The 23402-nt window shown below is 60.1% G+C and carries 17 protein-coding genes, 6 tRNA genes and 3 rRNA genes; 6 read left to right on the forward strand and 20 right to left on the reverse strand.

The features are described from left to right. Positions 1–300: 300 nt before the first annotated feature. From rplL to EPAKOI_RS15275, 16 genes are all read right to left on the reverse strand, one after another. A complete protein-coding gene (rplL, locus tag EPAKOI_RS15200; protein WP_124683018.1) occupies positions 301–675 on the reverse strand; it encodes a 50S ribosomal protein L7/L12 in 375 nt (124 codons plus the stop codon). Between the two features lie 60 nt (positions 676–735). Beyond that, a complete protein-coding gene (gene rplJ, locus EPAKOI_RS15205; RefSeq protein ID WP_124683017.1) occupies positions 736–1257 on the reverse strand; it encodes a 50S ribosomal protein L10 in 522 nt (173 codons plus the stop codon). A 377-nt stretch (positions 1258–1634) separates the two neighbouring features. Continuing rightward, a complete protein-coding gene (gene rplA / locus EPAKOI_RS15210; protein WP_124683016.1) occupies positions 1635–2330 on the reverse strand; it encodes a 50S ribosomal protein L1 in 696 nt (231 codons plus the stop codon). Next, positions 2331–2762, reverse strand: a complete 432-nt coding sequence (gene rplK / locus EPAKOI_RS15215; protein ID WP_124683015.1) for a 50S ribosomal protein L11 — start codon at positions 2760–2762, stop codon at positions 2331–2333. Between the two features lie 160 nt (positions 2763–2922). Beyond that, positions 2923–3504 carry a transcription termination/antitermination protein NusG gene (gene nusG / locus EPAKOI_RS15220; protein ID WP_124683014.1) on the reverse strand — a complete coding sequence of 194 codons (582 nt, stop codon included), beginning with the start codon at positions 3502–3504 and terminating at the stop codon, positions 2923–2925. Positions 3505–3514: 10 nt separating this feature from the next. After that, positions 3515–3895, reverse strand: coding sequence for a preprotein translocase subunit SecE (gene secE / locus EPAKOI_RS15225; RefSeq protein WP_124683013.1), 381 nt, complete (start codon positions 3893–3895; stop codon positions 3515–3517). A 58-nt stretch (positions 3896–3953) separates the two neighbouring features. Further along, a tRNA-Trp gene (locus EPAKOI_RS15230) sits at positions 3954–4029 on the reverse strand. An 88-nt stretch (positions 4030–4117) separates the two neighbouring features. Next, the gene (gene tuf, locus EPAKOI_RS15235) at positions 4118–5308 is read right to left on the reverse strand and encodes an elongation factor Tu (RefSeq protein WP_124683012.1); all 1191 of its coding nucleotides are present in this window, start codon (positions 5306–5308) and stop codon (positions 4118–4120) included. Positions 5309–5352: 44 nt separating this feature from the next. Beyond that, a tRNA-Thr gene (locus EPAKOI_RS15240) sits at positions 5353–5427 on the reverse strand. Positions 5428–5464: 37 nt separating this feature from the next. Continuing rightward, positions 5465–5538 (reverse strand) — tRNA-Gly (locus EPAKOI_RS15245). Between the two features lie 49 nt (positions 5539–5587). After that, a tRNA-Tyr gene (locus EPAKOI_RS15250) sits at positions 5588–5673 on the reverse strand. Between the two features lie 273 nt (positions 5674–5946). Continuing rightward, a 5S ribosomal RNA gene (gene rrf / locus EPAKOI_RS15255) occupies positions 5947–6060 on the reverse strand. Between the two features lie 120 nt (positions 6061–6180). Next, a 23S ribosomal RNA gene (locus tag EPAKOI_RS15260) occupies positions 6181–9059 on the reverse strand. A 271-nt stretch (positions 9060–9330) separates the two neighbouring features. Continuing rightward, positions 9331–9406: transfer RNA gene (locus EPAKOI_RS15265), tRNA-Ala, on the reverse strand. An 8-nt stretch (positions 9407–9414) separates the two neighbouring features. Next, positions 9415–9491: transfer RNA gene (locus EPAKOI_RS15270), tRNA-Ile, on the reverse strand. Between the two features lie 64 nt (positions 9492–9555). Beyond that, a 16S ribosomal RNA gene (locus EPAKOI_RS15275) occupies positions 9556–11087 on the reverse strand. Together the 16S, 23S and 5S rRNA genes with 5 tRNA genes alongside form the textbook arrangement of a ribosomal RNA operon. 531 nt (positions 11088–11618) lie before the next feature. Here EPAKOI_RS15275 and EPAKOI_RS15280 point away from each other — a divergent pair. The 4 genes from EPAKOI_RS15280 (at position 11619) to EPAKOI_RS15295 (ending at position 16191) form a co-directional block, all read left to right on the forward strand. Next, positions 11619–12005: a DUF488 domain-containing protein gene (locus tag EPAKOI_RS15280; protein WP_423192536.1), complete on the forward strand. Its 387-nt coding sequence runs from the start codon at positions 11619–11621 to the stop codon at positions 12003–12005. A 73-nt stretch (positions 12006–12078) separates the two neighbouring features. Continuing rightward, complete coding sequence (locus tag EPAKOI_RS15285; protein WP_423192537.1) at positions 12079–13323, forward strand: nucleoside recognition domain-containing protein; 1245 nt, start codon at positions 12079–12081, stop codon at positions 13321–13323. Between the two features lie 385 nt (positions 13324–13708). After that, positions 13709–15817, forward strand: coding sequence for an FUSC family protein (locus EPAKOI_RS15290; RefSeq protein ID WP_423192538.1), 2109 nt, complete (start codon positions 13709–13711; stop codon positions 15815–15817). A gap of 95 nt (positions 15818–15912) precedes the next feature. Beyond that, positions 15913–16191, forward strand: coding sequence for a DUF1488 domain-containing protein (locus EPAKOI_RS15295; RefSeq protein ID WP_124683008.1), 279 nt, complete (start codon positions 15913–15915; stop codon positions 16189–16191). A gap of 57 nt (positions 16192–16248) precedes the next feature. Here the strand turns inward: EPAKOI_RS15295 and EPAKOI_RS15300 are convergent, their stop codons facing one another. After that, entirely contained in the window at positions 16249–16719 is a 471-nt protein-coding gene (locus tag EPAKOI_RS15300) for a universal stress protein (RefSeq protein ID WP_124683007.1), read from the reverse strand. A gap of 301 nt (positions 16720–17020) precedes the next feature. Here EPAKOI_RS15300 and EPAKOI_RS15305 point away from each other — a divergent pair, with 301 nt between their 5' ends. After that, on the forward strand, positions 17021–18220 hold the full coding sequence (locus tag EPAKOI_RS15305) for a hypothetical protein (RefSeq protein ID WP_423192539.1): 1200 nt from the start codon (positions 17021–17023) through the stop codon (positions 18218–18220). Between the two features lie 153 nt (positions 18221–18373). Here EPAKOI_RS15305 and EPAKOI_RS15310 read toward each other — a convergent pair whose 3' ends face one another. Together EPAKOI_RS15310 and EPAKOI_RS15315 are read right to left on the reverse strand one after the other, a co-directional pair. Further along, complete coding sequence (locus tag EPAKOI_RS15310; protein ID WP_423192540.1) at positions 18374–19291, reverse strand: GIY-YIG nuclease family protein; 918 nt, start codon at positions 19289–19291, stop codon at positions 18374–18376. Positions 19292–19608: 317 nt separating this feature from the next. Beyond that, complete coding sequence (locus EPAKOI_RS15315) at positions 19609–20274, reverse strand: GIY-YIG nuclease family protein (protein WP_423192541.1); 666 nt, start codon at positions 20272–20274, stop codon at positions 19609–19611. A gap of 971 nt (positions 20275–21245) precedes the next feature. Here EPAKOI_RS15315 and EPAKOI_RS15320 point away from each other — a divergent pair. Continuing rightward, a complete protein-coding gene (locus EPAKOI_RS15320; protein ID WP_423192542.1) occupies positions 21246–21770 on the forward strand; it encodes a hypothetical protein in 525 nt (174 codons plus the stop codon). Between the two features lie 5 nt (positions 21771–21775). Here the strand turns inward: EPAKOI_RS15320 and tnpC are convergent, their stop codons facing one another. Next, the gene (tnpC, locus tag EPAKOI_RS15325; protein WP_133428611.1) at positions 21776–23332 is read right to left on the reverse strand and encodes an IS66 family transposase; all 1557 of its coding nucleotides are present in this window, start codon (positions 23330–23332) and stop codon (positions 21776–21778) included. Positions 23333–23402 lie beyond the last annotated feature (70 nt).

Below are 23402 nucleotides of genomic sequence, written 5' to 3' on the forward strand. Positions count from 1 at the left end.
TGCACGGCGCAATGCCTGCACACGTCCGGGGGGCACCCGACCAAACTTGTCTTCTGCAGTCGGTTCAGAAGACAAACATCAGCAACCACCTAGTGTGCCACTGATGTTTGGCTTCTGCTGAGGCAGCGATCGATATCGCCTGCCGAAGCATACGCTACTTCACATTTCGTCCATCCGGACCGGTCTGCGCCCTAACTGGGTGCCGCATCGAACACACCCGCATAAGCGCAAAAAGGCTGGCGCCGGGAATTTCCCTTTGCCAGCCCCTGCCGCGTGCCACAGAGGCACGCGCGGTACCACTTACTTGACGTCGACCTTGGCGCCGGCTTCTTCCAGCTTCTTCTTGGCCTCGTCGGCAGCAGCCTTGTCCACGCCTTCCTTGACGGGCTTCGGTGCGCCATCGACCAGGTCCTTGGCTTCCTTCAGGCCCAGACCGGTGATCTCGCGCACGGCCTTGATCACGCCAACCTTGTTCGAGCCAACTTCGGCCAGAATCACGTTGAACTCGGTCTTTTCTTCAGCAGCGGCGGCACCGCCAGCGCCCGGGGCAGCAGCCACAGCCATGGCAGCAGCCGACACGCCAAACTTCTCTTCGAACGCCTTGACCAGGTCGTTCAGTTCCATCACGGACATCGCGCCAACGGCTTCCAGGATGTCGTCTTTAGTGATTGCCATTTGGATTACTCCTACTAGATTTGATTCGGGATCGGTATTGCGATCTGTCTATGCGGCAGCTCAGGCAGCCGGGGCTTCCGCTTCCGCGGGAGCGCCTTCGGCGTTCTTGGCAGCCAGCGCGGCCAGCAGACGGGCGAAGCCCGACACCGGCGCCTGCATCACGCCAAGCAGCTGAGCGATCAGTTCGTCGCGGCTCGGGATCGAAGCCAGGGCCTTGACGGCGCCAGCATCGAGAACGTTGCCGTTGTACGACCCTGCGCGCAGGACCAGCTTGTCGTTGGTCTTGGCAAAGTCGTTCAGAACCTTGGCCGAGGCCACTGCATCTTCGGAAATACCGTAGATCAGCGGACCCGTCATCTGCTCTGCGAGGCCTGCAAACGGCGTACCTTCGACGGCACGGCGAGCCAGCGTGTTCTTCAGAACGCGCAGGTACACGCCTTGCTGACGAGCGGTAGCACGCAGCTTGGTCAGATCGCCAACCGTAATGCCGCGATATTCGGCCACGACGATGGTCTGGGCCTTGGCGACTTGCGCCGAAACCTCAGCAACGACGGCCTTCTTATCTTCAATATTGAGTGGCACGGTTAAGCTCCAAAACGATGCGAATGCGGCGGTTGCCCGTCGCCTCACGCATCAGTCCAAACGAACGGCGTCCGATTGGCCCGAATCCACCGGAATGCTCCGGCATCATCAATCCCTTCGGGTGCGCCATCTGCGCTGGCGGGCCGGCGGCCATCGGGGCAAGCCCCGCAAGGGCCGACCTATTAAGTCCACGCTGCTTCGGCAGAGCCGTCGCGGTGTGAACACCAGCGGTCTTTGATAACCAGCAACACCTGCCCAGCAAATCTGCCTGGCTGATGCCACTGCCCAAAGCCTTGCGACGATCGCGGCAGCGCCGCGATCCTCAATTCTTCCCCTGGCCGGCGTTATCGGGTTCCGGTCAGGCGGTTGCCGTCAGCTCAGGCTGCCAGCGAGGTCTGTTCGACGCGGACGCCAACGCCCATCGTGGACGACACGGCGACCTTGCGCAGGTACACACCCTTGCTCGTGGCCGGCTTGGCCTTGACCAGGGCGTCCAGCAGGGCGCTCAGGTTGCTCTTCAGCGCGGCGTCTTCGAACGAGCGGCGGCCGATGGTGGCGTGGATGATACCGGCCTTGTCGACACGGAACTGCACCTGACCAGCCTTGGCGTTCTTCACGGCCTGGGCGACGTCCGGCGTCACGGTGCCAACCTTCGGGTTCGGCATCAGGCCGCGCGGGCCCAGGATCTGGCCCAGCGTACCGACGATACGCATCGTGTCCGGCGAGGCGATCACGACGTCGAAGTTCAGGTTACCGGCCTTGACTTGCTCGGCCAGGTCTTCCATGCCCACCACGTCGGCGCCAGCGGCCTTGGCGGCTTCAGCCTTGTCGCCCTGGGCGAACACGGCCACGCGGACGCTCTTGCCGGTACCGGCCGGCAGCACGACGGAACCACGGACAACCTGGTCCGACTTCTTGGCGTCGATGCCCAGTTGCACGGACACGTCGATCGACTCGTCGAACTTCGCCGAGGCGCAGCTCTTGACCAGGCTCAGGGCCTCGTCGATCGGGTAGAACTTGGTGCGCTCGATCTTCGCCTTGTTGGCGGCGACGCGCTTCGAAACCTTAGCCATTTACAGACCCTCCACGGTGATGCCCATCGAACGCGCCGAACCAGCGATCGTACGCACGGCGGCCTCGAGATCGGCAGCGGTGAGATCGGCGTTCTTGGCCTTCGCGATTTCTTCAGCCTGGGCGCGGGTGATCTTGCCAACCTTGTCGGTATGCGGCTTGGCCGAACCCTTGGTCAGGCCGGCTGCCTTCTTGATCAGCACGGTCGCCGGGGGCGACTTCATCACGAACGTGAAGCTCTTGTCGGCGAAGGCGGTAATCACCACCGGCACCGGCAGACCGGGTTCCATACCCTGGGTCTGGGCGTTGAACGCCTTGCAGAACTCCATGATGTTCAGACCACGCTGACCCAGTGCGGGACCAACGGGCGGGGAGGGATTTGCCTTACCAGCCGGAATCTGCAGCTTGATAAAGCCAATGATCTTCTTGGCCATCTCTACTCCAATCCGGATCCGTTCCTGTCGCGGAATCAGATCCTGTTGAGTCGTAACGCGCTATCGTCATGCCGGGCATGACCTCACGCTCCTCTTGAGCGCCCTTGCGGACCGCTCCATCCGCCCGGCGCCGCCTCAGCGGCTGCGCCGGACAAAATCCTTAAACCTTCTCGACCTGGCCGAACTCGAGCTCGACCGGCGTGGCACGTCCGAAGATCGTGACCGTCACGCGCAGGCGCGACTTTTCGTAGTTCACTTCCTCGACGTTGCCGTTGAAGTCGGTGAACGGGCCGTCCTTGACGCGGACCATCTCGCCCACTTCGAACAGCGTCTTGGGACGCGGCTTCTCGACCCCTTCCTGCATCTGGGTCATGATCTTGTCCACTTCCCGCTGCGAGATCGGGCTCGGGCGATTGCGTGCGCCGCCCACGAAGCCGGTCACCTTGCTGGTGTTCTTCACCAGGTGCCACGTCTCGTCGGTCATTTCCATTTCCACCAGCACGTAGCCGGGGAAGAAACGACGCTCGGTCACGGACTTGTGGCCGCCCTTGATCTCGACCACTTCTTCGGAGGGCACCAGGATGCGGCCGAACTTGTCCTGCATCTCGGCGCGCTCGATGCGCTCCTGCAGCGCGCGCTGCACGCTCTTTTCCATGCCGGAGTAGGCGTGCACCACGTACCAGCGCTTCTTCGAAGCGGGCGATTCTGCGGCCGTGGTTTCCTGCTGAGCGTTATCCGTCATGTGCTACCTCTTATTTCCAGCCCAGGACGAGCGAAAAGATGACCCACTCGATGAGCTTGTCGGCCGACCACAGGAACAGCGCCATGATCACCACGAAGGCAAACACAAGCCCGGTCATCTGACCGGCTTCCTTGCGCGTCGGCCAGACGACCTTGCGAACTTCCCGGTACGACTCACGCGCAAAACCCACAAAGTCCTTGCCCGGCGCGGAGACCAGCGCCACCACAACGCCGAGGGCGAGGCCAGCAAAAAGCGCGGCGCCACGGACGTACGACGGCTGCTGGGCCAGCGCGTAGAAACCGATGACTCCGGCGACCACCAGGAGTACCGCGACCACAAGCATCCACTTGCCGGTCGAGGCGCCTACGGTTTCGACATTGGGATTAGCCATGTTTCGCAAACGAGACTAAGCCGCGTCACAGGTATTCCTGCGACGCGGCTGATTGATTTGGCAGGGGCAGAGGGAATCGAACCCCCAACCTTCGGTTTTGGAGACCGACGCTCTGCCAGTTGAGCTATACCCCTAAAACAACTGTGGGGCCGGCTTTACGCCAACCCCTCTGGCAAACGAACGCGACTGGTTGGTGCCGCGTTCGCCAGTTCGACCTGAAAATCAGTCGAGGATCTTTGCCACAACGCCGGCGCCGACGGTACGGCCGCCTTCGCGGATAGCGAAGCGCAGGCCTTCTTCCATGGCGATCGGGGCGATCAGCTTGACGGTGATCGACACGTTGTCACCCGGCATGACCATTTCCTTGTCCTTCGGCAGCTCGATCGAGCCGGTCACGTCGGTCGTGCGGAAGTAGAACTGCGGGCGGTAGTTGTTGAAGAACGGCGTGTGACGGCCGCCTTCGTCCTTCGACAGGATGTACACCTCGCCGGTGAAGTGCGTGTGCGGCTTGATCGAGCCCGGCTTGCACAGGACCTGACCACGCTCCACGTCTTCGCGCTTGGTGCCGCGCAGCAGCAGACCGACGTTGTCGCCAGCCTGGCCCTGGTCCAGCAGCTTGCGGAACATTTCCACGCCCGTGCAGGTCGTCTTCACCGTCGGGCGGATGCCCACGATTTCGATTTCCTCACCGACCTTCACCACGCCGCGCTCGATACGGCCGGTCACCACGGTACCGCGGCCCGAGATCGAGAACACGTCTTCCACCGGCATCAGGAACGTACCGTCCACGGCGCGCTCCGGCGTCGGGATGTACGTGTCCAGCGCTTCGGCCAGGCGCATGATCGCTTCTTCGCCCAGGTCGCCCTTGTCGCCTTCCAGCGCCAGCTTGGCCGAACCCTTCACGATCGGCGTGTCGTCGCCCGGGAAGTCGTACTTGCTCAGCAGCTCGCGCACTTCCATTTCCACCAGCTCGAGCAGCTCGGCGTCGTCCACCATGTCGCACTTGTTCAGGAACACGATGATGTACGGCACGCCAACCTGACGGGCCAGCAGGATGTGCTCGCGCGTCTGCGGCATCGGGCCGTCAGCGGCCGAGCACACCAGGATGGCGCCGTCCATCTGCGCGGCGCCCGTGATCATGTTCTTCACGTAGTCGGCGTGGCCCGGGCAGTCAACGTGGGCGTAGTGGCGGTTGGCCGTCTCGTATTCCACGTGCGCGGTGTTGATCGTGATGCCGCGCGCCTTTTCTTCCGGCGCAGCATCGATCTCGTCGTACTTCTTGGCGGCGCCACCGAACTTCGCAGCCAGCACCGTGGCAATCGCTGCCGTCAGCGTCGTCTTGCCGTGGTCAACGTGACCAATCGTACCTACGTTCACGTGCGGCTTGGTCCGCTCGAACTTTTCCTTTGCCATTTCGCGACTCCTGTCTCGGTAGCAATTGCCAGTGCGGGTATTGATGGTGCCCATGGGCAGGATCGAACTGCCGACCTCTCCCTTACCAAGGGAGTGCTCTACCACTGAGCCACATGGGCGAATCTTGACTTACTTCTGCGACGGCAACCTGGGCACTGGAGCGGGTGAAGGGAATCGAACCCTCGTCGTAAGCTTGGAAGGCTTCTGCTCTACCATTGAGCTACACCCGCCCGGTTACTTCCTGCCTCACCGGCTCAGTCCGGCTGCTGTCTTGCATTCTGGTGGAGAGGGCTGGATTCGAACCAGCGTAGGCGTAAGCCAACAGATTTACAGTCTGCCCCCTTTAGCCACTCGGGCACCTCTCCGCAGAGAACTTGTGATTATGGTTTAACTTGCCGGGGCTGTCAAGCACTTTCCAAGCGGGCTGTGCTGTTGCGGTTACTCCGGAAGCCTGCATTGGCTGCCTGGCGGCAGCCCTGTGCGGACCAGAATCATCGATCTGCAATCGACGCTCTCACCCTATAGGGTCTTGTAAATCGCGCTTTGGCAGCGGCATGGCGGCTGGCCGGCGCGAGCAAAACCGCCGCTGCAAAAGCAAAACCCCCAAGCTTTTGGGCTTGGGGGTTCTGGGTATAAGAGCCTGGCGATGACCTACTTTCACACGGGTAGTCCGCACTATCATCGGCGCAAAGTCGTTTCACGGTCCTGTTCGGGATGGGAAGGGGTGGTTCCAACTCGCTATGGTCACCAGGCATGAGGGGTTGCCGGCGCTGACGTGTGGTCAGCGCGGGCGAATCTGGGTGTAGTAAAGATATGGGGTTGTGCTGTATGCCTGTGGCACAGCGGAACACCAGGTAAAACACACTGGTTATAGGATCAAGCCTTACGGGCAATTAGTACTGGTTAGCTTAACGCATTACTGCGCTTCCACACCCAGCCTATCAACGTCCTGGTCTCGAACGACCCTTCAAGGAGGTCAAGCCTCCAGGGAATCCTCATCTTCAGGCGAGTTTCCCGCTTAGATGCTTTCAGCGGTTATCTCTTCCGTACATAGCTACCCTGCGATGCCTCTGGCGAGACAACAGGTACACCAGCGGTACGTCCACTCCGGTCCTCTCGTACTAGGAGCAGCCCCCGTCAAGATTCCAACGCCCACGGCAGATAGGGACCAAACTGTCTCACGACGTTTTAAACCCAGCTCACGTACCTCTTTAAATGGCGAACAGCCATACCCTTGGGACCGGCTACAGCCCCAGGATGAGATGAGCCGACATCGAGGTGCCAAACACCGCCGTCGATATGAACTCTTGGGCGGTATCAGCCTGTTATCCCCAGAGTACCTTTTATCCGTTGAGCGATGGCCCTTCCATTCAGAACCACCGGATCACTATGTCCTGCTTTCGCACCTGCTCGACTTGTCGGTCTCGCAGTTAAGCACGCTTTTGCCATTGCACTTTAGGTACGATGTCCGACCGTACCAAGCGTACCTTCGAACTCCTCCGTTACACTTTGGGAGGAGACCGCCCCAGTCAAACTGCCTACCATGCACTGTCCCCGACCCGGATTCACGGGCCAAGGTTAGAACCTCAAACAAACCAGGGTGGTATTTCAAGGACGGCTCCACGTGAACTAGCGTCCACGCTTCAAAGCCTCCCACCTATCCTACACAGATCGGTTCAAAGTCCAATGCAAAGCTACAGTAAAGGTTCATGGGGTCTGTCCGTCTAGCCGCGGGGAGATTGCATCATCACAAACACTTCAACTTCGCTGAGTCTCGGGAGGAGACAGTGTGGCCATCGTTACGCCATTCGTGCAGGTCGGAACTTACCCGACAAGGAATTTCGCTACCTTAGGACCGTTATAGTTACGGCCGCCGTTTACCGGGACTTCAATCAAGAGCTTGCACCCCATCATTTAATCTTCCGGCACCGGGCAGGCGTCACACCCTATACGTCCACTTTCGTGTTTGCAGAGTGCTGTGTTTTTATTAAACAGTCGCAGCCACCATTTTATTGCAACCCCTTCACCCTTCTGGCGCAGGCCAGTCAAGCTACCAGGGCGTACCTTATCCCGAAGTTACGGTACCAATTTGCCGAGTTCCTTCTCCCGAGTTCTCTCAAGCGCCTTAGAATACTCATCTCGCCCACCTGTGTCGGTTTGCGGTACGGTCTCGTATGACTGAAGCTTAGAGGCTTTTCTTGGAACCACTTCCAATTGCTTCGCAGCACTAGGCCGCTCGCCCCGCATCCTTGAATTCCGCGCCCGGATTTGCCTAAGCGCCTTCTCCAATGCAGGGACCGGGACTTCCAACACCCGGACAACCTTCCGCGATCCGTCCCCCCATCGCATCATACGACGGTGCAGGAATATTAACCTGCTTCCCATCAGCTACGCATCTCTGCCTCGCCTTAGGGGCCGACTCACCCTACGCCGATGAACGTTGCGTAGGAAACCTTGGGCTTACGGCGAGGGGGCCTTTCACCCCCTTTATCGCTACTCATGTCAGCATTCGCACTTCTGATACCTCCAGCATCCTTTACAAGACACCTTCACAGGCTTACAGAACGCTCTCCTACCACGCGCTTGCGCGCGTCCGCAGCTTCGGTGACTGGCTTAGCCCCGTTACATCTTCCGCGCAGGACGACTCGATCAGTGAGCTATTACGCTTTCTTTAAAGGGTGGCTGCTTCTAAGCCAACCTCCTGACTGTTTTAGCCTTCCCACTTCGTTTCCCACTTAGCCAATCTTGGGGACCTTAGCTGGCGGTCTGGGTTGTTTCCCTCTTGACACCGGACGTTAGCACCCGATGTCTGTCTCCCGTGATTGCACTCTTCGGTATTCGGAGTTTGCTATGGCGGGGTAATCAGCAATAGACCCCCCAACCATGACAGTGCTCTACCCCCGAAGGTGAGACACGAGGCACTACCTAAATAGTTTTCGGAGAGAACCAGCTATTTCCAGATTTGTTTAGCCTTTCACCCCTATCCACAGCTCATCCCCTAACTTTTCAACGTTAGTGGGTTCGGTCCTCCAGTACGTGTTACCGCACCTTCAACCTGGCCATGGATAGATCATCTGGTTTCGGGTCTACACCCAGCGACTCAACGCCCTGTTCGGACTCGCTTTCGCTACGCCTTCCCTAATCGGTTAAGCTTGCCACTGAATGTAAGTCGCTGACCCATTATACAAAAGGTACGCCGTCACCCGTTGCCAGGCTCCGACTGTTTGTATGCATGCGGTTTCAGGATCTATTTCACTCCCCTCCCGGGGTTCTTTTCGCCTTTCCCTCACGGTACTGGTTCACTATCGGTCGATCACGAGTATTTAGCCTTGGAGGATGGTCCCCCCATCTTCAGACAGGATTTCACGTGTCCCGCCCTACTTGTCGTACACCTAGTTCCACAACGCTGTTTTCGCATACAGGGCTATCACCTGCTATGGCCGGGCTTTCCATCCCGTTCTGCTAACAATGCTGCTAAAGAGTACAAGGCTCTTCCCATTTCGTTCGCCACTACTTTGGGAATCTCGGTTGATTTCTGTTCCTGCAGCTACTTAGATGTTTCAGTTCGCCGCGTTCGCTTCCCTTGCCTATGTATTCAGCAAGGGATGACCCATACGGGCCGGGTTTCCCCATTCGGACATCTCCGGATCAAAGCTCGTTTGCCAGCTCCCCGAAGCTTTTCGCAGGCTACCGCGTCCTTCATCGCCTGTGATCGCCAAGGCATCCACCACATGCACTTGTTCGCTTGACCCTATAACGAGTGTGTCTCCACATCCATTACAGGTCTGAGTTCTCGCGTTTGTGCCGTATTCCAAGTCATCTTTCGATCACTTAAATACATTTTGGTTGATACAATCACAACCCGGTATCGCGTACTGCAGCACGCCTCATCAACGCACTCGCGACACCTTTACTACATCCCATATTGTTAAAGAACAGCCGAGCAAACATGCTCGATGGCAACAGCCAAAGACAAACACTCGCAACCGAGCGCTTCTCTTTGACAACTACCCCAAGGTAAGTGGTGGAGGATGACGGGATCGAACCGACGACCCCCTGCTTGCAAAGCAGGTGCTCTCCCAGCTGAGCTAATCCCCCGGATAACTTGGTGGGTCTGGTAGGACTTGAACCTACGACCCCCGCCTTATCAAGACGGTGCTCTAACCACCTGAGCTACAGACCCTTGGCTGTAACACTCAAACAAACCGATAAGTGTGGACGCTTGACTTGTGAACACAAGCCTCTGGAAAGGAGGTGATCCAGCCGCACCTTCCGATACGGCTACCTTGTTACGACTTCACCCCAGTCATGAACCCTGCCGTGGTAATCGCCCTCCTTGCGGTTAGGCTAACTACTTCTGGCAAAACCCACTCCCATGGTGTGACGGGCGGTGTGTACAAGACCCGGGAACGTATTCACCGCGGCATGCTGATCCGCGATTACTAGCGATTCCAGCTTCACGCAGTCGAGTTGCAGACTGCGATCCGGACTACGATGCGTTTTCTGGGATTAGCTCCCCCTCGCGGGTTGGCAACCCTCTGTACGCACCATTGTATGACGTGTGAAGCCCTACCCATAAGGGCCATGAGGACTTGACGTCATCCCCACCTTCCTCCGGTTTGTCACCGGCAGTCTCTCTAGAGTGCCCTTTCGTAGCAACTAGAGACAAGGGTTGCGCTCGTTGCGGGACTTAACCCAACATCTCACGACACGAGCTGACGACAGCCATGCAGCACCTGTGTCCACTTTCCCTTTCGGGCACCTGATGCATCTCTGCTTCGTTAGTGGCATGTCAAGGGTAGGTAAGGTTTTTCGCGTTGCATCGAATTAATCCACATCATCCACCGCTTGTGCGGGTCCCCGTCAATTCCTTTGAGTTTTAATCTTGCGACCGTACTCCCCAGGCGGTCAACTTCACGCGTTAGCTACGTTACTGAGAAAATGAATCCCCAACAACTAGTTGACATCGTTTAGGGCGTGGACTACCAGGGTATCTAATCCTGTTTGCTCCCCACGCTTTCGTGCATGAGCGTCAGTCACGTCCCAGGGGGCTGCCTTCGCCATCGGTATTCCTCCACATCTCTACGCATTTCACTGCTACACGTGGAATTCTACCCCCCTCTGACGCACTCTAGCCTTGCAGTCACAAGCGCAATTCCCAGGTTAAGCCCGGGGATTTCACGCCTGTCTTACAAAACCGCCTGCGCACGCTTTACGCCCAGTAATTCCGATTAACGCTCGCACCCTACGTATTACCGCGGCTGCTGGCACGTAGTTAGCCGGTGCTTATTCTTCCGGTACCGTCATCCGCCCCAGGTATTAACCAGAACGTTTTCTTTCCGGACAAAAGTGCTTTACAACCCGAAGGCCTTCTTCACACACGCGGCATTGCTGGATCAGGGTTGCCCCCATTGTCCAAAATTCCCCACTGCTGCCTCCCGTAGGAGTCTGGGCCGTGTCTCAGTCCCAGTGTGGCTGATCGTCCTCTCAGACCAGCTACTGATCGTCGCCTTGGTGAGCCTTTACCCCACCAACTAGCTAATCAGACATCGGCCGCTCCTGCTGCGCGAGGCCTTGCGGTCCCCCGCTTTCACCCTCAGGTCGTATGCGGTATTAGCTAATCTTTCGACTAGTTATCCCCCACAACAGGGTACGTTCCGATGTATTACTCACCCGTTCGCCACTCGCCGCCAGACCGAAGTCCGCGCTGCCGTTCGACTTGCATGTGTAAGGCATGCCGCCAGCGTTCAATCTGAGCCAGGATCAAACTCTTCAGTTCAATCTCTGTGTGCCCCGAAGGGCTCGCTCTTTCGAGCGGTCGCTCACTCTCAGAAAACTGACTGGCTTGACTCCGAAGAGCCAAACCAACATGTTTTACTGTGCGAGCACTTGATACTGTTGAAGCAACACCAGGAACCCGAAGTCCCCGGCGGCGTTCGCCATCAAGCGCCCACACTTATCGGTTGTTTGGTTGTTAAAGAACTTCAGCGGGCCGGCTTCGCCGTTCGCTGTCGCTGCGTATTTCGTCGCAGCGGAGAAACGAGATTATGCAGAGCATTCAACGTTTCGTCAACAGGTTTCGCAGAACTTTTTTCTGCTGGCCGGCGCTGGCAAACCCCGCCAACTCCAACCCCCATCAAGCCCGCAACCCTTGTCGCTGCTGCGTTTGCAGCGCGGTTCGTGTTGCGAGGGGGCGAATATTAGACGGGTTCCACGTGGTACGCAAGGGCTTTCTGAAAAAAGGGAAGACGACCCCTGCCGGGCCATCTGTCATAAGCTTTCCGACACTGAATCAATAAGGAGGAAACCGATGGCCATCCGCGTCGTCAGGCTGGGCGAAGCGCGTGCCGGGGACGAAGGGCTGCGCATGGGTACCGTGCGACGGCCGCCGCGCGGCGTGCCCAAGGCCGAGTTCGCCAGCCGCGATTTCTATGACGTCTGGTACCCGGTGCTGTCGCCCTCCGCCGACCTGGTGGCCCAGGCGCAGGCGGCAAAGGATCCCAAGGCGTGGCGGGCGTTCGAGAGGCAGTTTCGTGCCGAGATGGCGCAGCCCGACGCCAGCCGCACGCTGGACCTGCTCGCCGCCTTCTCCCACCAGACCAATTTTTCGCTCGGTTGCTATTGCGAGGACGAATCTCACTGCCATCGCTCGATCCTGCGCGCGTTGCTGGCCGAACGCGGCGCCGACATCGCCTAGGACGAGCAGGCTATGATGCGAGGCTTCGCCGCGCCGCGCGGGGCGAAGCCTTCCACTGGCCTTATATACGTCGATGGCACTGAACCTCGTCTGGCTCGGATTCTTCCTATTGTCTTTCCTGGCCGCCTGCGTCCGGCTCGTGGCCGGCGATGCCACGGTCTTCCCTGCCCTGCTCGCCAGCCTTTTCGACAGCGCGCGCACCGCGTTCGAGATTTCGCTGGGCCTGGCCGGCGTCATGAGCCTGTGGATCGGCATCATGCGGATCGGCGAACGCGCCGGCGTGATCGACCTCTTTGCCCGGTTGATGAACCCGCTGCTGCGGCATTTCTTTCCGGGCGTCCCCCAGGGCCACCCGGCACAAGGCGCGATGATGATGAACGTGTCCGCCAACATGCTTGGCCTGGACAACGCCGCCACGCCGCTCGGCCTGACCGCGATGCGCGAGCTGCAAACCCTCAACCGCCGGCCCGACGCCGCGACGAACGCGCAGATCATGTTCATCGTGCTCAACACGGCCGGGCTGACGCTGATTCCGACCTCGGTGATCGCCATCCGCCAGGCGCTGGCCGTCAAGCAGGGGCTGGTCGGATTCAACGCGGCCGATATCTTCCTGCCGACGCTGCTGGCCACCGGCGCGTCCTGCCTGGCCGGGCTGCTCGCCGTCGCGTGGGTCCAGCGGCTGAACCTGTTCAAGCCTGCCGTGCTGATCGCCTTCGCCCTGGCCGGCGCGGCCGTCGCCGGGCTGTTCGTCTGGCTGCGCCATGCCCCGCCCGACCAGGTCAGCCAGATGGCGGCGCTGGCCGGCAGCGGCTTCATCCTGTCGCTGATCATGTTGTTCCTGGTCTGCGGCGCCCTGCGGCGCGTCAATGTCTATGACGCCTTTATCGATGGCGCCAAGGAAGGCTTCGGCGTCGCGGTGCAGATCATTCCCTATCTGGTCGCCATCCTGGTAGCGATCGGATTATTCCGAGCCAGCGGCTGCATGGACGTGGCGATGCGGGCCCTGACGGCCGGATTCCAGTGGCTGGGCGTCAATACCGATTTCGTCCCGGCCCTGCCGGTCGGGCTGATGAAGATTCTGTCCGGCGCCGGCGCCCGGGGCCTGATGGTCGACGTCATGACCACCTACGGCGTCGATTCCTTCCAGGGCCGGCTCGCCGCGATCATCCAGGGGTCGACCGAGACCACCTTCTATGTGCTGGCCGTCTATTTCGGCAGCGTGAACGTGCGCAATACCCGCCACGCCCTGGGCTGTGCCCTGTTCGCCGATGGGGTCGGACTGGCCGCGGCCGTGTGGATCGCCTACCTCTTCCGCTGAATCACCCCCGCCTGTTGTACGACAACAACGCTGATTGTGCGGTCTTGCAGGCATTTTCACGGCCGAAGCTTGGTGCGTCGCAACAAGTCGTGTATAGTGAAGTCTGTCTCCTCCACCACCTCGGTGGATTCCAACCCGCGCACAACCTGCGCGGGTTTTTTTTACCCAAAATTTGGGCAATCCCTTGGCTCCCCGCCATCTTTCCGTCGCAAAGCTGCCGGAATGGCCTTCCGGCACCCGGGTGGATCACATTTCCCCAAACTGGTGCAACCGAGCACAAGCGACGCGCAAAACGCCGTGATTCCATGGAAATGTTGCGACGCAGCAATAGTGCCCGTAGAGTGGGATCGGTACTCACCCTGAGACATCCCGCTTCTTTCCGCCCATGCGCCGCCCCCTGCGCCTTCCCTCGTTCTGGCTTGACGCCGCGTTTGTCCAGCGCGGCGTCGTCTATGCGCTGGCGTTCTTCGCCCTGGCCGGCATCGGGTGGCTCACGGGCGACCAGGGTTACCTGTGGTCGGCCACCGCATCGATCTGGACGTGCCTGGCTGACCGCCAGGGCACCGCGGCTTCCCGCATCCGTGGCCTCGGCGCGGTCGGCATCGGCGGCGCGGCGGCCAGCCTGATTGGTGCCAGCCTGGCGCATTCGCCGCTTGCGGCGCTCGCCGTGGTGATCGCCGCGGGCGTCATCGCCGGGCTGGCCGAGTTGCGCGGCCCGGCCGCCGCGCTATGGTTCAAGCTGCTCTATGTGGTGCTGATCGCCGCCTGCCTGCAGCCGGTGGGCGATGCCGCCGTGCTGGCCCATGCCGGCGCGGCTGCGGTCGATTACCTGCGCGGCGGCGTCTTTGCCTGCCTGATGTGCCTGGTGCTGGTGCCGTCGCAGCGCGATGCGCGCCCGCGCCCCGAAATCATCGCGGTCTACGACGCCCTGCAGCGCTTTGCCGATTGCCTGGCGGCGCCCACGCCCGCCGACACGGCCCCGCACAAGAAGGAAATCCGCGAGCGAATTGAAGCCGGGCGCGCCGCAGTGGCCGCGCGGCGTGGCCTTGTCGATCCGGTCGGCATGCTCCACTACGCCTACACGCTGGCCGTGGCCGACGCAATGTTCGCGCTGCTGATCGTCGCCGGCGAGCTGCGCGAGCGGGCCGGAGATAACCACGCGCTGCCGCTGGCCTACGCCGCGCGCTGCCTGGCCGATACGCAGGAGCAGGTACGGCAAGCGCTGGCCCGCCATGCCCCGGATCTGCCCGCGCTGAGCGCCATGCTCGACCGCGACGTGCGCCGGCTGATCGGCCAGCGTGCCAATGCCGGCGCCCCGCCGGCGTACCAGTCGGCGCTGGCCGCGCTGGCCCAGCATCCGCCGTTCGATCGCTGGCGCGACACCTTCGCATGGCCGAGGGCCAGCCTGGCCACCGTCGTCGACCGGATCGGACAGGCGCTGGCCGACATTGCCGCCCGCGATGCGCGGGTCACGCGGCACGCGCTGCGCATGGCATTCGCCGGGGCCTTGAGCCTGCTGCCGTCGCAACTGCTGCAGGTCGACCATGGCTACTGGGTCGCCGTCACCGTGATCATGGTGCTGAGTCCGCGCCTGCAGACCACGCGCCAGATCTCGTTCCAGCGCTTTGCCGGGTCGCTGGCCGGCGCGCTGCTGGCGTGCGCGGTGGGGCTGGCCCATCCCAGCCCGGTGCTGGCCCTGGGACTCAGCGCGCTGGGGCTGGCCGCCGCCTACGCGCTGCGGCTGGCCGGCAGCGCGGGCGGCTTTGCGTTCTGCCTGACGCCGGCGGTCATCCTGTTTTCGTGGCTCGGCGAGCCGGCGTCCAGCAGCAGCCATGTGGCGGCGCTGCGCGGCGTGGATACGGCCATTGGCTGCCTGATCGCGCTGGCGAGCTATTACGTGCTGGCGCCGCGCGCGGAGCTGTCGCGCGCCTATCGGCACACGCTCGATGCGCTGTCGGTCAACGCGGTCTATCTGCGCGCCGCCATCAGCAGCGCGCGGACCGTCACGCCGGCCCGGATGCGGCTGGAGGCGCTGCGCGTGGCGGCCGGCCGGGCGTCGACGCGGGCCGAGGAGACGCTGGCACAGTGCGCCGGCGATCTCGACGCGCAACTGGGCGCCGCCCACGTGGCGCTGCATGCCACGGCCCGGCGCATGGCGTCGCTGGCCGGGCTGGTCCGGGCGGGCGCCGAATCGGGCGAGCCCCACGCGCTGCCGGGGCCAGCCATCCAGACCCTGCTGTCCGATCTGGAAACCCGGCTGGCCGAAGTGGCCGTGCGGCCGGGCCGCACCGGCGTCAGCGCTGCCGTGGCGCCGGCGCGCCGGGTGCCGCTGACGCCGTCCGACCCGTTGTTCGAACAGTTCCTGGCCGAGCAGTCCACCTATGCGGACGGCCATATCGACGCCGCCCACGACACCGTCGCCCGTCTGCGGCGGCTGGCGGCCGAGCAGGCCATGGCGCGGCGCCTGCGCCTGCCCGGCGCCGCCGCGGGTTGATCCAGCACCCGGTGCGCGGCTTGCCAGGCATCGCTAATTGCCTATATTGAAAGGATATTCGCGGTTTCCCCGTTCCCGGCAAGACGAGGTATGCCATGGCCGATATCACCTTTCCCACCAGCGTTCCCACCTACTGCGGGGCCAGCCTGACCCTGTCCTGTCCCGCCACGGTCAACGGCAACTGGTCGCAATATTCGGTCACGGCGGAGGCGCTGGAAGCCTATTGCGGGGCGCAATCGCCACGCGAGGAGGATCTGGTGCGGGCGTTCACGACCAACCGCAAGCGGATCGAGCAACTGGCCGAAACGCTATTCGAGCTGACCGAGGCACGCGAGATCGTGCTGCGCGGCGGACATTTCCGCTTTGCCGGATGATGGCTGGCTAATGGCAGCCTGACCCCCGGCCGCCCGCCGCGTGGTGGCGCGACGCCGTCAGTCGGCCGCTGCCTCGCCGCGTACCAGCAACACCGGCATGGTCGATTGCCGAATCACGGCCTCGGCCACGCTGCCCAGCACCAGCCGCCGCACGCCGCGTCGGCCATGGGTGCCGATCACCAGCAGGTCGGCGCCCCATTCGCTGGCGGCCGCGTTGATCGACCCGGCGATATCGCCAATGACGGCCGGCTCCGTCACCAGCCGCGTCTCGAATGCCACGCCCGCGTTGCCCAGCAGTTGCCCGGCCGATTCCAGCGCCTTCTTGCCGCTGTCCACGTAGGCCCGTTCGATCTGCGTCGGATCGTAGAAACCGGCATCGAACAGCATGACGCCGTTGTCGACCACGTAGAGCGCCAGGATCGTACCGCCGCCCCCGCTGGCCACGCGAATCGCCTCTTGCAGCGCCAGGTCGGACGTGCTGCTGCCGTCCACTGCCACCGCGATCTTGCTGTAAGCCTTGCCAGACATCGTCATGCCCTCCGTGAAGAAGATGAAGTTCGATACTACACGTGGCGCCGGCCTCACGTGTTGATCGGGTTTTGTCGCGCCTGTCGTTTGCCACGATAAGTCGGAGCAAAAATCCTTCCAACTCAAGACCTTAGTTGGCTCTCGCCAAACTTTGGGCCGTCGTAGCTTGCCATGTTTCTTGAGAGTTTGCGTCTATCTTGCCACATAAGGTTAGAGAAACATGATGTCCACCAAACCGAGGGACAAGACGCCCGAGCTCCGTCACTTATGTAACATGAGCACCCGGTCGGTGTTATGTATCATGCTCTCCACCGCAACAGGAGCCCCGATCGCGAACGACATGAAAAGCATGAAAATCATTCTGCACAGGAGTCAATCGCGCAGCGTTCTTGGGGAGCACTATCTGACAGCATTTAAGGACGCGGTGGAACTCTATGTTGTGAGCGCCTATTTGACGGAGTGGGATTGGGAAATCAAGCTGACGCCAGCCTGTAAGAGGTTCCGCTGCATCATCGGCAAGGACTTCGGCATCACTCGCAAGAGTGCGTGCATGGATGTCCTGAGATGGCTCCCGGCTTCGCGCAAGGCAGACTTCCTGGTAGCAGACACTATTGTGGGCTTCCACCCAAAGGCGGTTATTTGGCGCACTGCTAAGGGGCAGGCCTTCATGCTGGTTGGCTCGTCCAACCTGAGTCGGGCCGCCTTTGAGGGCAACGTCGAAGCAAATGTTCTGGTTCCGATTTCAGAAAAGGCCTTCGAAGAAGCAAAGGACTGGATCGAGTGGATTGAAGATCGCTCGGTCCCAGTCTCCGAGGATTGGCTGGATCAGTACGTAGAGGCCGTGCGCAACCCGGGCGGATCCGGCAAGCGCATGCCGGCTCGCAAAGAGAAGTCGCCCGTCGTCACTTTTAAGCTGCCCCGACCGTCGAAGACCGCGGATCGGCTACGGGTTCGGAGGAAGCAACTCGAGGCCTACGCTAAGCAACGCAACGGACTCATACGGTTGTTCCGTCGCGCGGCCAGCGGAAGTATTACGAATACACAGTTCTTCGACGAACTGCCGCAGTATTGGAGCATGGAGAAGGGAAGCCGACTGCAGGGCAAAGGATGGGAAAGGACAGGCAAGCACGCCGATTTCCAGGAACTCGCTGCTTCATTTGTTGCGATTTTGGACGCCAACAAACGCGATCGGGACGACGTGGTAAGAGTGGAACTGGATCATCTTGATGCCCGCGGAAATTCGGCACGCAAGGCGTTCCTATCGGAGATGCTGTGTCTGCGCTTCCCCAATGATTATCCAGTGCTAAATGACCCTGTTCACCGGTTCCTACGACTGAACCGCTTCACCGCGCCGCGCGGCTCCAGCGAGGGCGCTATGTATATCGACCTCGCGAAGAAATTGCGAATGGCGTTGCGAGCCAATCCCAACTATCCGGCAAAGAACCTCGCGGAGCTCGATCTTCTGATTTGGGCCTCATCCGACTACAACCCCAATGCGTGAACCGACTCAGGATGATGGCGGCACGCAAAAAAGCTTCTGCTGAATTGCGGTTCCCGACTCGAAGCGAGTCGATGAGCCTTTATCGGTTCACAATCTCGTGTGAGGGGCAGCGGGAGCTTCCACTTCCGCATCAAAGTGACAAAGTCACCTGCATCAGCAGAAGTTCTTCTGCTTCCACTGTCGCAGAAGGTCGCCAAGATTTTGACCGTCTGCGCCGATCCAGCCGTCCGCATTGCTGCTGACCCCGCGCACAACCGTGGCGGCACCGGATGCAGAAGAAAAGAACTGGTCTTGTTTCACAACCAGTCTCCCGTCCTGGGCGTCGATGACACCGGATTCAATTAGTTGACGACGCATTTGAGCGTACTTTGGCATCCATACGTCAAAGCTCGGCGCGGGTTCGCTTGCCACTATGCTTCCCGCTTTCAGCAGTACACCGCCATCGACGGTCTCAATCGTGGCACGGGCGTCTTTTGACGTGCTGTGGAACAGCAAGCCTCGAGGCATGGCCGAGTAAGCAGCGCGTCGTTTCCCTGTAGCTGCTGCATGGGGCGCGTCCACCTCCTCATCCGAACTCGCAGCTGCAACTTCCGAAGCTTCGAATTGCGGATATCCCAACAACGGCAGCATCAGCAGCAAATCAGCAAGCACGTTCTCGACGAATGCGTACTCTTCCTCTCCCAACGCAGGCGCTTGGGGAGTATTCCCGTTATCAAGCGGCACTACGCCCGCTTCTTGAGCTAGCTTGACGAGCTTCGATTCCAAATGCTGGATATGCGCTTTGTTCAGTCGCGTCTCAGCGGTAAAGTAAAGCGCTCGCTCCCAAAAAGCCTTCTTTGCAGCATGGTCCTCGAGACGCTTGCCCACGGGGTCGCCTTCCCCAATGTAAAGCTTGGAAGGACCGACGAGTAAGTAGATCCCAGGCAAATTCCACTCTTTCCGCCCCTTAACCTCGCCTAGGAGGGACCGCGAGAAAATTGTTGCCTTGCCAATACCATCGTCTCGGGTTGCAATCAACACCCCGGTCGGGTCCCCTGACGGGACAAAAACGCGCAGCGAAAACGGTCTCACGCGAGAATCTCCTTGGTCATCTACTTCTCCAATGATCAACTATAAATCTTGCCGGTACTAAGCTCAGCGCTATCTTGTCGCCCTTGGAACGTCATGCACTTTCATCGTTGCTCTGCAGAAACGAATTTTGCCAAACGCGCACCGCTTCTTACTGCGTGGGAAGCGCCGCCGCCGTTCATACGCAGACCTAGTCGGCGGTCAGCCATCCTCCGGAGCCCCGTGAATCCACACGGACTGCATGGTGAAAACTCTGGCAAGACCGATACGCCGAGGGCCCACTACCAGAAAGAGTTTGGCGCTCATACAAGCACAAGCCCCTAATTTCGTTTATGCGGGTTCATCCGCGGATCATTATCTATTTCGACAAATGCGTCGTGATGAAACAGATCTGTCGTCATGATAATTGAGTAGGGATCCCAATTTCCGACAAACTTTCTTGCATTATTTGAGATCGAATCGCCGGGGTTAAAATAGCGTTCCCCATCGATACTGCCGGAACAGAACGCAAGATCACTTCGCTTTATCACCTGATCTACTAGATACTCTCCTTTATGTTCTTCCTCAGTAATTTCGAGCCAAACGCGCGACTGAGTCTGAACAATTCTGACGTCCACGATGCCAGGCCTAAGCCAGGATTCGTACTTCTTTGAAATTTCGTGAAAGATGCTCTCGGCCGAAAATGCCGAGGATGGGTCCTTGGGCGGCGATGATAGTCTCTGCAGGCATTCAATCGCCATCCTCAGTGGATAGCGAAAAAATTCCCGGTTTGCCGAAACCCTGAACTCACTTATCTCCCCATGCATCTTCTCCTCGAGAGCTTCATGATCTTCTGCAAATACTTCATAGGCGACCTCAAACGCAGTGGGAACACCGGTTGACTGTAGCTCCCGCGCTCTCGCCCTTGAATCTCGAAGAGTCCTGCCGATTTTGATGACCCCAGGCATCGATGAATTTATCAAAATGTACACGTATCCCGCAGACACTCCAGACTCCTCTCCAAACTGTACATTTACTACCGATGTGATGTTCGACTTCTATACCACGAATTCATATTCCAACTAGCTGCGGCGCGGGACATTGAGAAATTAGGTCTGCGACAGCCGATGCTCCTATCATCGTCCCTTGCGATGAGGGTTTACGGTAACGTCCCGTTGACCCAAAGGCATAGTCCTTACCGCCAAAGTGGGCGGCGCGAGTTACGCCGTGCGAAAGCGGTTACCGACCGCGTAGAGTGCTAGGGAGACCTACTGTGACGAGGAAAACGGATGAACCGAAGAGCGTCGATGCGGCCGGCACCGAAGCGACTCCAATATCGCGTGAGCAGTTATACGAGCTTGTTTGGCGCGAGCCAATGCTTCGAGTTGCCGAGCGACTGGGAGTGTCATCAAGCTACATGGCGAGAGTATGCACCGAACTGCGCGTGCCGCGCCCCCCTCGAGGATATTGGGCACAACTCGAATTTGGTAAGGCGCCAGCACGACCCGCATTGCCCGAAGGCAGAGCAGGGGATGTCACAGAATGGAGCCCAGGGAAGTTTATTGGCGCGATCGAACGGGCGGCTCAAAAAACAGCACGGTCACAGTCTCCGACCTCCGATGCTGAACCGAAGCCGGACGCATTTGTGCGACCGTCCTCGAAACAACCCGGGACGTGCAACGGCTTCCATCCACTCCTGCTTGGTATCAAGCCATTTTTTGAGAAGACTCGCGATAGCGAAAACGGTATCCTGCGTCCGTTTAAGCGTCTGCTACCCGACGTACTATCCTCGAAGGAAGGATTGGACGCCGCCATCAACTCTGCCAACGCGCTGTTCCGAGCGCTAGCCGCTCGTGGACACCGGTTAACAATTGCCCCAACAAGTGCACAGCTGAGGCGAGCCGACGTCGATCTACGCGAATCCCAACGAAAGAACCACTATCAGCACCCTGCGTGGTCGCCTGAGCGGCCAACCGTGTTGTACATCGGCGATGTACCAATCGGTTTGACCCTCTTCGAGATGACCGAAGCCGTAGAAATGCTATATGTGGGCAACAATAGCTACGTGCCGGTTCGAAGTTTGACCCCTAACCAACGACGCAAATACCAAGAGCCGAGGTATTGGACAACGACTAAGGATCTGCCGTCAGGTCGACTGTGCTTGCAGATGTACAGCCCATCCTGGCTCGTCAACTGGGTCGAGCGCTGTCCCGAAGAGAAGCCCGGACAGTTCTTTTCCTTGGTGCCCGCCATTGTGGAGAAACTTGAAGTAGCAGCGTCTGAGCTAATTGTGAAGCTAGAGGCGGCGAGAATCATGGCCCACGAAAGGGATAGGCAGTGGCGGGATGAGCAAGCCCGTCGGGTAGAAGCAGAGGAACGCGAGCGGCAGGAGCGGCATCGTAAGGATGCAATAAGAGAATTACTAGCGGCGATTGCAGAATGGGACGAAGCGCTTCGGATTGAAGCGTACTTCGTCGGTAAGCGCCCGGTGAACCCGTCTTGACGGGGCTACGCAGGAAGGACGGAAGCAGTCCAGCGATGTGGCAGGAGCTCCGCGATGTCGGCGGTCTTCTGAGTCGGCAGTCGCGTAAGCACGTCTTTCAGGTAGGCGTACGGATCATGCCCATTGAGCTTCGCCGACTGGATCAGACTCATGACTGCGGCTGCGCGCTGGCCAGCGCGCAGTGAGCCCGCGAACAGCCAGTTCGATCTTCCAAGAGCGATAGGCCGTATTTGCCCTTCGATATGATTGTTATCGATGGGCACGGCTGGATCCTCAACGTAGCGCACGAGCGCCGCCCAGCGTTTGAGGCTGTAGTCGATGGCACGCGCGATGGCCGAGCCGTCGGGCACCCTCCGCCTTTGTTCACTAAGCCAGAGATGCAGCGCATCCAGGATTGGTCTGGCCCGCTGCTGTCGCGCTTCCAGGCGTAGTTCTGGCTCGGCGTCCCGCACCTCTCGCTCGATCTCGTAGAGCCCAGCAATGAAGCGCAGCGCCTGGCCAGCCAATTCGCTCTTGTGCTTGTCGTGCAACTCAAAGTACTTACGACGCGCGTGAGCCATGCACCCAATCTCGACGATGCCGCCGCCGAAGCTGGCCTTGTAGCCCGAGAAGTCGTCACATACCAGCTTGCCCAGCCAGCCCCGCAGGAATGCGCGGGCATGTTCGCCGCTGCGGCTGGGGGCAAACTGATAGATCACCGCACGTAACGACGAGAGTTGGCTCGGTGCGTAGGCCCACAGGTAGGCGCGATGCGTCTTGCCGTCGCCTGGCGAGAGCATCTGCACTGGTGTCTCGTCGGCATGCAGTACGCTCTGGGTCAATACCTCCGCCTGCAGTGCATCCACCAGCGGTTGCAGACGCACGCCGCAGATGCCGACCCACGCGCCCAGCGTCGATTGCGGGATCGCCAGGCCGGCGCGTGCGTAGATGCGTTCTTGCCGGTACAGAGGGAGATGGTCGCCGAACTTGGACACCAGCGTATGCGCCAGCAGGCCGGCGGTGGGGATGCCCTTGTCGATGACGTGCGGAGGAACGGGTGCCTGGGTGAGAGTCTCACATTGACCGCATACCCACTTGCCCCGGATATGAAGTTCGACCGTGAACACGCCAGGGGTGTAGTCCAGCTTCTCGCTGACGTCTTCGCCAATGCGCTTGAGCGCGCAGCCGCATGTGCAAGTCTCGGACTCCGGCTCGTGACGAATCTCAGTGCGAGGCAATTGGGGTGGAAGTGCTTGGCGCTTCGGCTTGTCCTTGGGCTCCGACCTGGATGAAGGAGTCAGTGCTTCGAGCTCGGCTTCGATTGCCTCAAGGTCTGCATCGAGGGCTTCCTCCAGCAAGCTTGCCTGGGCAGATGTCAGTTGCTCGCTGCGTTTGCCGAACTTCCAGCGCTTGTGGATGGCTAGCTCGTGAGTGAGCTGATCGATCTTGGTTTGCCGGTAGCGCAGCTCTTGCGCGTGACGCGCAATGACGGCGTCCTGCTCCTGGATCTGTGCCCGCAGCGTCGCAGCCAGCTCGCGCAGTTGCTGTGGGCTCAGATCGTCCAGGTTCTCGGCGGGATTCATGTTCCGAATCTTGCCAGTTCCCCGTCACTCCAACTATTGGCACAGCCCCCAATGGACGCTCGGCCCTTGT

The sequence above is a fragment of the Cupriavidus sp. H18C2 genome, from assembly GCF_049393795.1.
GTDB classification, from domain to species: domain Bacteria; phylum Pseudomonadota; class Gammaproteobacteria; order Burkholderiales; family Burkholderiaceae; genus Cupriavidus; species Cupriavidus pauculus_C.